An 11,566-nucleotide genomic window follows, 5' to 3' on the forward strand; every position below is an offset into this window, starting at 1 on the left:
TATACTGTTTCCATACCGGATATGACGTAGGACTATTTTTTCTTTATTGTGGAATCTCGGCCATCTTTAACATTTTTCCTCATATTCATGATGGCCATGCTTTTGTAAACTTGATGGTTTGAAAACGTTTTTGATAGAATATAGAATGAACGTTCAGTATAATAATAATGTATACCGATCACAGTGACAAAATTGACTTGGAGGAACACAAGATGATGGAATTGGCAACAAGGAACAGAGGAGCCATACTCATCCTTATGTTGAACATTTTTTTGGCTTTTGTCGGTGTTGGCCTGGTTATCCCGATTATGCCGACATACATGAACGTGCTTGGGATTTCTGGAACGGTTGTCGGCTTTCTGGTGGCCGTTTTTTCTTTAACCCAATTTTTGGTGGCGCCTTATGCAGGAAGTTGGTCAGACTTATATGGGAGAAAATGGGTGATTGTGATTGGTATGTTGATTTTTGCCGTTTCCGAATTCATTTTTGGTCTGGCCAATGACGCTCTTCTCCTGTTTCTATCGAGAATGTTGGGCGGTGTGTCAGTCGCCTTCATCATGCCAGCTGTCATGGCGTATGTGGTTGACATTACCTCAGAAGAAGAGCGGGGCACAGGAATGGGCTGGGTCAATGCGGCTATTTCGACTGGTTTTATCATCGGGCCGGCGATCGGCGGATTTTTGGCGGAATACGGTTTGCGAGTACCTTTCTTCGCAGCAGCCAGCGCCGCCGCTGTTGCTGGCGTTGTTTCGACCATTCTTCCTGAATCGCTCGACAAGAGTAAACGCCTTGACATGATGGCGTCTCAAAAGAAACGAACCAATCAGATGGCACAACTCGCTCGGTCTTACCGCACGCCATACTTTACTGGATTGGTGATCATTTTGATCATCTCGCTTGGAATCTCTCAATATGAAACCGTGCTTGGGCTCTTTGTCGATCACAGGTATGGATATACCCCGAGAGAAATTGCCTGGTTGATCATGATCGGCTCCATCATTGGAGCCGTCGCGCAGTTGACGCTCTTTGGACGATTAATCAATTGGATCGGCGAGAAGAAGCTGTCGGCCTATTGTCTATTGTTGATCGTCGTGTTCATGGTGGTGACCCTCTTTTCGTTCCGTTATTGGATGATGGTCACTTCAGTCACTCTTGTCTTTTTGGCAGTTGATTTTGTACGGCCAGCCATCAGCACGTATTTCTCTAGAATCGCAGGCGATGATCAAGGATTTGTGGCTGGAATGAACGCATCGTATACGAGTCTTGGAAATATTGCCGGTCCTTTGCTGGCCGGAGCTTTGTTCGATATTCAAATGAATTCGCCATTTCTAATCGGCAGTCTGATTATGCTGGCTGGTTTTCTGTTGAATTTGTACTGGATTCGCAAGGAGAGGAAAGAGCACCGGTCGGTTCACCAAAGCAACAACCATCTCTTGGACACCAAAACAAAAAACTATTATGATGAAGGTGGCAGGAGGGCATACAATGAATAAAAAGAAGCTGCAGAGCGAACAGACGAAAAAATGCATTGCCGAAGCAGCCATGCAATTGTTTGCCCAAAAAGGATATAAGGGGACATCTATCGAAGATATCGTCGCGGCAACAGGAAAGAGCAAGGGCAATATTTATTATCACTTCGGCAATAAGGAACAGCTGTTTCAATATTTGCTAGATGAATGGGATCGTGATTGGCGGGAGAAGTGGAAGCAAAAAGAGTCGCAGTGGCCAACATTTGCCGAAAAGCTTCTCGGATTGGCAGAGCATATTGTTACAAATGATGTAAATCATCCCTTGACAAACGCGATGGATGAATTTCTCAATAGTGAATGGAACAACAGTGAAGTACAGGAAAGGGTAACGAAGTTCTATTCCGATCAGATTGCTTTTTTTCAAGAGATGATACAGACAGCGATGGACGACGGAGAGCTACAACAGGATCAAGCGCAGATGTTGGCGGTTATTCTTGGAGCGATGATAATGGGATTGGGGGAAATCTCACGGCGTATCCAGTTTCAAGAGGCATTGAAATTATATCACAAAGCGATTGATGTTTTTTTGCATGGAACGTTGACACGCGATTCCTAAGTGAAAACAAAATCAATGATGAAATGAACAATGTCAATTGCTTAGAGAACGTCGCTAGCTCCGGCGTTCTCTTTTTGATTCGCACTTTCCCAACAGACCAACCCTCTCGTTCGATGAAGATCCAAACAGGGACTCGCAATAAAAAAATTTCCAAGGTTTCCCTTTCCTCTGTTGAGGCGTCCCTTTGTTTTGCATCGGTTTTTCAATAAGGAATAGGTTGAGGAGAGGGACAAGTGGTATAATAGAAACATTCCTGTGCAGAGGCTTGATCAAAAAAGCTCCCTTAGTGTGATGCAGGGGTGTCGGTAGACAAAACCCCGTCATCACACCAAGAGAATTTGATATGCTTTGGATGGCCGATTTTACTTGGCTCGTGTTTTCAACGAAGATTCCTGCTGTTTTGAACGACTCGGCCAAAATGCCATTTTTCCCATAAGCGCCGTCAAGGAAGGCACCAGCAATGCTCGAACGACAAAAGTATCTAAAAGTACGCCAAGAGCCGTGATTAAACCAAATTGAACAAGGACTTGTATAGGCATGGTGATCAATACAGCGAAGGTGGCCGCTAGGATCAGACCTGCTGATGTAATGACACCGCTCGTTTGTGTCACCCCTTCTTTAATGGCTTCTTTTAACGGCATGGTCTTGGCTTTTTTCCAGATACTCGAAATCATAAAAATATTATAATCTTCGCCAAGAGCAATCAAGAAGACGAAAGCATACAGAGGAATGGCTCCTTGAATCGCTGCTACGCCAAATCCGTAATGAAGGATAATCCACCCCATTCCCAAGGCCGCAACATAAGAAAGCAAAACAGTCAATATTAGATTAATCGTCGTTATGAGCGAGCGCAAGTATGCAAAAAGCAAGACCGCGATCAGACCGATCACAAGGGGAATGATCACGTGGCTGTCCCGATCGGTCCATGATTTCACATCATATTGCTCCGCTGTTTGTCCAGCAAGCCAAATAGAAGTGTCATTCTGTACGGCTCCGCTAGTTTCCAGAGCCTCTGCGGCAATGTTGCGCAGCTCCGGAATAACCTTCATCGCTTCTTGTGAATAAGGGTTTGCGTTAAGAACTAGACGGTATAAAGAGTAGGCGGGATCAATGGTGCTGATTTGACGCTCAGCAACCTCATTCACCGCAGGATGTTCCGCCAGAGTTTTGCTTAGATCGGGACCGTTTTTGACGATCACGGAAACCGGAGCAAGCTCCCCAGGGGAATAGCTCTCGGCTATGCGTTCAAACCCCTCGCGGGAAGGCATATTTTTCGGGAACGATGACAGCAAATCATACGTAAAGGTTATTTGACTGGCGAATGCGGCCAAAATCCCAAGCGTTATGGTGCAGGCAATGACAACTCTTCGCGGTTTGGTAACGACTAGTTGACCGACAGTTGCACTCAAGGTACGTCTAGCTTTTTTAGGTTTATAATCCTTGCCCTTCTCAACGGCACGCTGCTGCTCTTCTTCTGGTGTCCGAGGAACAAATGGGAAGAAGGCGACGCGTCCGATGATGGCCAGCAACGCCGGCACCAACGTCAGACTGGCAAGCATCATGATCAGAATAGATAAGCTAAACGGCACTGCGAAACGTTCGTATGCACCATATTTAGCTACAAGCAATGCTAGCAAAGCTAGCATCACGGTGAAACCGCTCATGGCTATGGCACCTGAAGCTTCTCGGAAGGTGCGGCGCAGTGCATGAAAACGATTGCTGTCACGCATCAGCTCTTGTCGGAAGCGGGTAATGAAAAATAGACAATAGTCTGTACCAGCGCCGAAAAGAAGGACGGTCATGATCGCAAGGCTTTGAGAGTCGACTACAATCCATCCTTTCTTGGCCATCCAGCCCAATAGGGGACTGGTTACAGCATAAGCGAAGCCAACACCAATTAACGGGATGATCGCTAAGAGAGGAGAACGGTAGATCAAGAGCAAAACGACTAACACTAACAAGATGGTGGCGATCAATAAAACGAAATCAGCATTCAGAAACAAATCGGTAGCATCCACCGCAATGCCTGCGGGACCGCTAATGCGAAGACTCAATTTGTCCGGCGCGTCCATTGTTGTGGTAAAAGGATCGGTACCAGAAGCTTTCTTGATTCTGTCCTGAAGAGCATGTAAACTCTTTTTAAGCTGCTCCGGCTCCATACTCTCATCAAATATGATCGGCTGAACAAGTGTGCTGCCATCCTCAGAAACCATTTGTTTCAAGGCAGGAGGAGGAAACTGATGCAAGGAAAGCAAGCTTTTTTGGCCTTTCAGCGGTTTTTCTTTGAGCTGTTGAGAAATTTCTGCCATCAGACGAAAATCCTGTTCGTTCAAACCGTCAGGCCGATGCCAAACCACTAAAGCAGGGAGCCCTGACTCCCCAGGGAAATACTTTTCCATGACACGATCCGCCTGTAAAGAGGGACTGTCTTTATGAAGATTGCCGGCGTTGTTTTGTTTTTGATCACCTGCGGCTGGTAAGGAAACCGAGAGAATGATGGCCATGGCTACCCAGACAATCAGCGTTGCCCACCGTGTTTTCGGTCCGCTAACCAGCGCTCCGATCGAGTGAAACATATTACTGTCCTTCCTTTCTTTACGCGTTTTGACGCTATTTACGTATCTTTTATGTGGAGATGATATAATTATATATACCAGAAGGTTAATTAATCAAGCTTTATTTTAGAGCGGGAGGGAGCAACTGTGAATCAATCCAGAGAAAAACGTAAACCAGGCCGTCCAAAAGCAACCGAGTCTTCACAAACGATGATACAAATATTGCGGACTGCTTCCGCTTTATTTATGGAATACGGGTTTGAAAAGGTGTCCCTTGAAACCGTAGCTAAAACATGCGGTTTAACCAAAGCAAGTGTTTATTACTATTTCAGTAACAAATCCATGTTATTTACCAAATGTCTGTTGTTTGTGTTAAAGGTTGCACACGATCAAACCGTTGCCATTATGAACGGTCCCGGGACATTGCAGGAACGTCTGCGGGAGGTCGCTATACGCTATATGCAAAATACGTATGTGGATTTTGAAACGATGATGCGTGAAGCCTCGTCGGAGTTATCAGAGGAACAAACTGCAGAAATTCGCAATGCTGAACGGAAGTTGCATGAAGTGCTTGAGCACGCCTTTCAAAAAGCAATGGAAAAGGAGGAGATTGTGCCGTATGATCCTTTCTTGCTTTCCCATCTTTTTGTCGCCATGTTGACCGTTCGCAATCGCCAAGAAGTAATGAATAAGCGCCAAATGGTGGAAGAAGTTGCCTCTGAAATGGTCCGATTGTTGCTTAACGGTCTTTCTCCACGTTAAAAAGAGGATGGTTCTCATATAATAAAAGATAGAAAGGGGAGATATTATGGACAAGCATCGGATTTATACAACAAGTGTCGCCAGTGTCTACCCTCACTATGTGACAAAGGCAGAGAAAAAAGGGCGCACGAAAAAGGAGGTTGATACAATCATTTGTTGGTTGACTGGATACAGCCAGGAAGAGTTAAATACACACTTAGAAAAAAAGACAGACTTTGAAACTTTCTTTACAGAAGCTCCGCACTTGAACCCTTCGCGAACTCTCATCAAAGGTGTGGTCTGCGGTGTCCGGGTGGAAAATATCGAAGAACCCATCATGCGAGAAATTCGCTATTTAGATAAGCTGATTGATGAGCTAGCAAGAGGGAAGGCGATGGAGAAGATTTTACGGAAATCATAATCGAAAACAAGAGCGTGCGTGTGGGGAGGAAGTGACACGAACTTGAAAAACAAGCCCGCGATGGGCATGTTTGGTTGTAGAATTTTACAGAGATTCAAAGACACATGAAACCAAAGTAGACAGTTGACCAAATGGGTGATCGACATTCGTCGATCACCCATAGCTTTTGGAGGAAAACGATTTAGCTTAATGGCTTCTTTATGCTTGACACGTGATCCTTTTCTGTTTTTCTTTGTTCGATGAAAGGGGATTGCGCACATTTCATTTGGTTAGATTTACATTCACGTTATCTTTGTCTGGTTGTCGTCTTTGCCATTCGGACAGATAGATATGTGCATTCTGTTCTTGACTTTGTGTTCTCCGTTAATCCCTCTTCCATTCTATATTTCTTTGAATCGGTCCTATTCCTTAAAAGAAATCAATGAAAAATTCAAAGGATACCATATCACGTGACTTGCATTAGATACAGGAGTTGAGAAACAAATGAAGGATGATTTAGATTTTATGCAAACACCTGTCATTGGCTTTCCATACAAAAAAGTGCATGTAGATTCTGTATTCAATCGCTCGTTTACTGATTACGAAGAAGTAGTCAAAGGGCTCGAGCTATTAACCAAAAACGAAAAATGGGCAACACAATTAACGGAATATAAAAACTTAAAGATGGCCGAGCGACTGAAATGGGTGAAAAAGAATAAAGAATTGAAGGTTTATGGAATCGCTATAACAGGAACCGCTAAAGATGTATTATCTTTGGAAAAGATGAAGGAAGTTCATGTGATTCGCTTAGGACAGATCTATTGGCCGTAATAAAGGGAGATGATTAAAAATGAAAATGCTATCCATCCATTTGCTCAATACATTAGTCGCTATATTTTTGCTGATTTTGTTAAATGTGCAAGCGATAGTGGATATCCCTGTTTTTCGTATTCGTTATATTTGGATTTCATTGTTTGGAATGCTTATATGTTTGTTTGGATGGGTCAAAAATGATCGATTCTATTCTTATTTAGCCGGCGTTCTTCACCTTATTCTCATCGTTTCTTGCATGGGCATCATTTGGTTTGGTTTAGGAATTCATCCCCATCCATAAGAAAACAAGTCTTACAGATTCACTTCTGCTTACAAAATATATTAGGGGATTTTTTAACATCATCCATTGAGAAGTCTCTCACCTCTAAGCAAAGTGTAGGTGAGGGAGATTCATATAGCGACAGAAGCAAGAAGACTTCTGTCTTTCTGCTTTTTTATGTTAAAAGTATGTTAAGATTTCTTATCCTCACTTGCTTTATATAAGTATATGCTTATATGATTATATTCAGTGATTGGAGAATGATTTTACGTCTTCTATTTCTACAGCAAGACTTAAAAAGGGAGGAGAGTTGATGAGTGAGACCGCTTGGGAAATCGAAAAAGCAGCGCATATTTTAAAATTGTTAGGCGATAAAACCCGCTTAACCATTGTCGCTATTTTAAAACAGCGGGAATGTTGTGTTTGTGAGCTTCTTGAAGTGTTTAATATGAGCCAGCCATCTGTGAGTCAACATCTTCGTAAGTTGAAGGATGCCGGATTAATCAAAGAGGAGAGAAGGGGACAGTGGATTTACTATTCTCTTCATCCACAAAACAAGGAATATGATTTGATGGAGGCTATTTTACAACATATTCCCGATCAAACCGAGAATATCCGTAGGATCGAAGAAACCAATCCTACGCTTCGTTGCGGCTGTTAATCTACATGAAATGAGGAGAGGAAAGATGAATAATACGAAAAGAAAGCGGCTATCGTTCTTGGATCGATACTTAACGCTTTGGATTTTTCTCGCGATGGCAGCGGGAATGGGGATGGGTTTCTTCTTTCCAGACTTTGTAGAGAAGATGAACCGTTTACAGACGGGAACGACATACATTCCAATTGCTGTTGGTTTAATTTTAATGATGTATCCTCCGTTAGCTAAAGTTCGTTATGAAGAGATGGGACGCGTATTTAAAGATCTAAAAATATTGGTTTTGTCCCTTATCCAAAATTGGATCATTGGACCAATTTTAATGTTTGTATTGGCCATTGTATTTTTGCCGGATAAGCCTGAATATATGGTCGGACTGATCCTGATTGGCCTGGCTCGTTGTATTGCGATGGTGATCGTCTGGAATGATTTAGCAAAGGGGGATCGAGAGTATGCAGCTGGACTCGTAGCATTTAATTCTGTATTTCAAATGCTCTTTTTCTCGATTTACGCGTATGTGTTTGTAACAATCATTCCAGAATGGCTAGGATTAGAAGGTGTTGGCATTCATATCACGATGATGGAAGTCGCGAAGTCCGTGTTCATTTACTTAGGAATCCCGTTTCTCGGCGGAATGATCACGCGCTTTATCTTGGTACAAGCAAGGGGAAAGCGATGGTACGAAAACGTATTCATTCCAAACATCAGTCCGATTACATTCATTTCACTGTTATATACGATTATCGTCATGTTCTCATTAAAAGGAGAGGTTATTGTCAGCTTGCCATTGGATGTCGTGAGAGTGGCCATTCCATTGCTCATTTACTTTGTGTTGATGTTCTTTGTTTCCTTCTTCTTGGGAAGGAAAATTGGCGCGAGCTACCCTATAACGACAACCCTTGCCTTTACAGCCGGAAGCAATAACTTTGAATTAGCCATTGCCGTCGCTGTTGGTGTATTTGGAATCCATTCGGGCGCAGCCTTTGCAGCTGTTATTGGACCGCTTGTGGAAGTGCCGATTATGATCGCGCTGGTCAACGTGGCACTACGGTTTCAACGAAAATACTTCAAAACAGAATCTGTATCATACTAACAACAAAAGGTGGGGTAAAAATTGCAAGATAAAAAGACCATTTACTTCTTATGTACAGGAAACTCTTGCCGTAGCCAAATGGCCGAAGGATGGGCCAAAAAATACCTTGGTGATGAATGGGACGTTTATAGTGCAGGTATCGAAGCTCACGGACTTAATCCGAGCGCAGTAAAAGCCATGAAAGAAGTAGGAATTGATATTTCTAGCCAAACATCCGACGTCATTGATCCTGAAATTTTAAATCAAGCAGATTTAGTCGTAACATTATGCGGCCATGCAGCCGATCACTGTCCGGTAACACCGCCACATGTGAAGCGCGTACATTGGGGATTTGATGATCCTGCGAAGGCGGAAGGAACCGAGGAAGAAAAATGGTCTGTATTTCAGCGTGTTCGTGATGAAATTGGCGCTCGCATCAAAACATTTTCTGAAACAGGAGAATAACACTGAAAAACAGCCGAGAAGAATCTTCTCGGCTGTTTTTATTGAAGTTGATACAGTCAAAAAGCTGCTTTTTTTAAATGAAAAAATGTTGCAATTTACAAATAAAATGATATAAATAATGATAGAGGTGAAAAAAATGGAAAACATTAGAGAGCTGTTTCAGGTGATGACACGTCGTTTCGGATTGCTGAATAAAAATTGCTGTTCCATTGATCCTATAGATATTTCGCTGGCTCAAAGCCATATTCTTTATGAAATTGATAAGCATCATTCTCCTTCCATGCAGCAAATAGCCGATATATTAGCAATGGATATCACAACATTCAGCAGGCAAATTCAAAATTTAGTGAAAATGGGGCTTGTAAAAAAAGAGCCATCCCCTGAAGATAGACGCGTATACACGCTGTCCTTAACAACCCAAGGAAAGTTTATTGCAACAACCATTGATCGAGAAATCAATCAATATTTAGCCGAGGTATTTTCGCGTATGACTGAATTTGAGAAAGAAACCGTGATTCGTTCGATTAAATTACTGAATGAATGCATGGCGAAATCGAGCGTTTGTTGTAAACCCTTGTTTTAAGGCAAGTCTAATAAGGCTTGCCAATCATTAAAACAAATATTTGTATTTTGCAAATAAAATAAACGCAATGGGGGATTGTCCATGAGTATAGCTGCTCTTCAAGATTTTCTTTATATTATGTTTGAATTGACTCTTTTGTTTTTTAGTATTTCATTCATCATTAACTTTTTAGAAGGCTATATCCCTTATGCCAAAATGACATATTTCTTAACAAAGCATCACCCATTATTAGGAGCAGGGATTGCTATAGCATTTGCTTTTATTACGCCGTTTTGCTCCTGTTCAACGATACCGGTTGTTGTATCACTTCTAAATCAGCAAGTCCGTTTTGGGATTGTAATGGTATTTCTATTTGCTTCGCCTGTGCTAGACCCAACCATATTAACCCTCATGGCGACGATACTTGGAGTAAAAGTAGCGCTTGCTTATACGATAATCACCGCTATCATGTCCATTCTCATTGGTTTTGCACTTGAAAAATTCCGATTCGAACATCAAGTGAAACAGGTCATTGTGAAAGGAGAAATGCGCCTTGGCAAAAAGCGCAACATAAAAGAAGCTCTTCAAGAGACGTTTCAGCTCATGAAAAACGTTTATCCATATTTACTTGTTGGCGCAGGCATTGGGGCCATAATTCATGGAGTGGTGCCGTCCGAATGGATTTCGACCTATATGGGAGGTGATAAATGGTGGCTTGTTCCGCTGGCAGCAATCATCGGAATTCCATTGTATATTCGTCTTTCCACAATGATTCCTATTTCACAAATGTTGCTCGCCAAAGGGATGGCATTGGGACCTATCATGGCGTTGATGATTAGTTCAGCCGGTGCAAGCTTGCCAGAGATTACATTATTGCACAGCATCTTTAACAAGAAGCTTATTGCTGCGTTTATCGGTTCTGTCATAACAATGGCCACATTATCAGGATGGTTATTTTATGTGATATAAGGAGGTATTTTAGATGAACATGTTGAAAGTTCTATTTGGCAAATCCGAAGAAAGCAAAGGTTGTTGCGATATCCAAATTGTTGAAGTGAAAGAAACGGAGAAAAATTTGGACAAAAACAAGCAGATGGATCGGGAATGTTGCTCTCCTGCATCTAGCTGTGAGAGCTGCTAATAGGACAAAAAAGCATTCGAGCAACTCGACTTGAAAATCACCTGAAGAAAATATCAGGAGAGTCGAATGGATAGATTTAGAGTGTGCCATGTCATCCAGAAGGAATAATACAAAACAGATAGAGCCATGGTAGGTAAGATTTACAGGAGCTAATGTAAAAGAGATCCTTCTTTTTTATCTACATCGCTTATTTAAAATATAGAACTATGTGCTAAATAATAAAAAAACAACTAGCCAAACACCAACTATTAGAAATGGGGGAGTTACATAAAAAAATAGTTCCTGTGATTTGTGGGTTAAGTCTTATAGTGGGAAAATATTCAGCAGCCTACACGTGTTGAAGCCGCTCAAATCAAGGCATTTAACGACGTGAATTCGGCTTATTGGGCTTTTGAGGAAATTCAATATCTGTTGAATCAAGGGATTGCAGAAGTCCTAAAGGGAAACAGCCATTGTCCAAATGAGAATATTACACGGGCAAAAGCCGCTAGAATGCTCGTTAAAGCCTTAAAACTAAATATCAACAATCCCGAAGTATAAGGATGTTCATTTCCCTGATATGGCTAAAGACCATCCGGATTATGATTATATCAAAGCGGCCGTTAACGAAGGAATTTTCAAAGGGGATGATAGCGGCAAATTCGGTCCGGATAAACCATTAACTCGCGCGCAAATGGCCAAAGTGCTTGTAGAGGCCTTTCATGTGAACTACTCACCACTTAGCTAAAGCTTGAAGTGGGAGCTTCTCAGTTCCACGACGAAAGCCGCCTTTCGTCTCCCTGAGCGTGACTTCGGGT

At 42.3% G+C, this 11,566-nt stretch carries 14 protein-coding genes and 1 pseudogene; 14 read left to right on the top strand and 1 reads right to left on the bottom strand.

Annotation, left to right across the window (positions count from 1 at the left end):
- Positions 1–212: 212 nt before the first annotated feature.
- Both GGQ95_RS12035 and GGQ95_RS12040 read left to right on the top strand, forming a co-directional pair.
- On the top strand, positions 213–1,493 hold the full coding sequence (locus tag GGQ95_RS12035; protein ID WP_221212089.1) for an MFS transporter: 1,281 nt from the start codon (positions 213–215) through the stop codon (positions 1,491–1,493).
- Positions 1,486–2,085, top strand: a complete 600-nt coding sequence (locus tag GGQ95_RS12040) for a TetR/AcrR family transcriptional regulator (RefSeq protein WP_183186866.1) — start codon at positions 1,486–1,488, stop codon at positions 2,083–2,085. The genes GGQ95_RS12035 and GGQ95_RS12040 overlap by 8 nt, the downstream gene beginning before the upstream one ends.
- A 362-nt stretch (positions 2,086–2,447) precedes the next feature.
- Here the strand turns inward: GGQ95_RS12040 and GGQ95_RS12045 are convergent, their stop codons facing one another.
- Positions 2,448–4,661, bottom strand: a complete 2,214-nt coding sequence (locus GGQ95_RS12045; protein ID WP_183186867.1) for an MMPL family transporter — start codon at positions 4,659–4,661, stop codon at positions 2,448–2,450.
- 126 nt (positions 4,662–4,787) lie between these two features.
- Here GGQ95_RS12045 and GGQ95_RS12050 point away from each other — a divergent pair, with 126 nt between their 5' ends.
- From GGQ95_RS12050 to GGQ95_RS12105, 12 genes and pseudogenes are all read left to right on the top strand, one after another.
- On the top strand, positions 4,788–5,402 hold the full coding sequence (locus GGQ95_RS12050; protein WP_159719798.1) for a TetR/AcrR family transcriptional regulator: 615 nt from the start codon (positions 4,788–4,790) through the stop codon (positions 5,400–5,402).
- Between the two features lie 46 nt (positions 5,403–5,448).
- On the top strand, positions 5,449–5,802 hold the full coding sequence (locus GGQ95_RS12055) for a DUF2200 domain-containing protein (protein ID WP_066149946.1): 354 nt from the start codon (positions 5,449–5,451) through the stop codon (positions 5,800–5,802).
- Between the two features lie 468 nt (positions 5,803–6,270).
- Positions 6,271–6,612: pseudogene (locus tag GGQ95_RS12060) on the top strand (anti sigma factor C-terminal domain-containing protein); the annotation flags it as partial.
- Positions 6,613–6,631: 19 nt separating this feature from the next.
- Complete coding sequence (locus GGQ95_RS12065; protein ID WP_044741800.1) at positions 6,632–6,895, top strand: hypothetical protein; 264 nt, start codon at positions 6,632–6,634, stop codon at positions 6,893–6,895.
- 292 nt (positions 6,896–7,187) lie between these two features.
- Complete coding sequence (locus GGQ95_RS12070; protein WP_066149330.1) at positions 7,188–7,535, top strand: ArsR/SmtB family transcription factor; 348 nt, start codon at positions 7,188–7,190, stop codon at positions 7,533–7,535.
- A 25-nt stretch (positions 7,536–7,560) separates the two neighbouring features.
- A complete protein-coding gene (arsB, locus tag GGQ95_RS12075; RefSeq protein WP_183186868.1) occupies positions 7,561–8,622 on the top strand; it encodes an ACR3 family arsenite efflux transporter in 1,062 nt (353 codons plus the stop codon).
- Positions 8,623–8,643: 21 nt separating this feature from the next.
- Positions 8,644–9,066, top strand: coding sequence for an arsenate reductase (thioredoxin) (arsC, locus tag GGQ95_RS12080; protein WP_159719794.1), 423 nt, complete (start codon positions 8,644–8,646; stop codon positions 9,064–9,066).
- A 136-nt stretch (positions 9,067–9,202) separates the two neighbouring features.
- The gene (locus tag GGQ95_RS12085) at positions 9,203–9,649 is read left to right on the top strand and encodes a MarR family winged helix-turn-helix transcriptional regulator (RefSeq protein ID WP_183186869.1); all 447 of its coding nucleotides are present in this window, start codon (positions 9,203–9,205) and stop codon (positions 9,647–9,649) included.
- Between the two features lie 81 nt (positions 9,650–9,730).
- Positions 9,731–10,597 carry a permease gene (locus GGQ95_RS12090; protein WP_159719792.1) on the top strand — a complete coding sequence of 289 codons (867 nt, stop codon included), beginning with the start codon at positions 9,731–9,733 and terminating at the stop codon, positions 10,595–10,597.
- A 13-nt stretch (positions 10,598–10,610) separates the two neighbouring features.
- Entirely contained in the window at positions 10,611–10,769 is a 159-nt protein-coding gene (locus GGQ95_RS12095; protein WP_156450535.1) for a hypothetical protein, read from the top strand.
- Between the two features lie 369 nt (positions 10,770–11,138).
- The gene (locus GGQ95_RS18880; protein WP_159719791.1) at positions 11,139–11,309 is read left to right on the top strand and encodes a hypothetical protein; all 171 of its coding nucleotides are present in this window, start codon (positions 11,139–11,141) and stop codon (positions 11,307–11,309) included.
- A 19-nt stretch (positions 11,310–11,328) separates the two neighbouring features.
- Entirely contained in the window at positions 11,329–11,496 is a 168-nt protein-coding gene (locus tag GGQ95_RS12105) for an S-layer homology domain-containing protein (protein ID WP_082741694.1), read from the top strand.
- Positions 11,497–11,566 lie beyond the last annotated feature (70 nt).

The organism is Anoxybacteroides rupiense (assembly GCF_014196195.1).
Taxonomy (GTDB): domain Bacteria; phylum Bacillota; class Bacilli; order Bacillales; family Anoxybacillaceae; genus Anoxybacteroides; species Anoxybacteroides rupiense.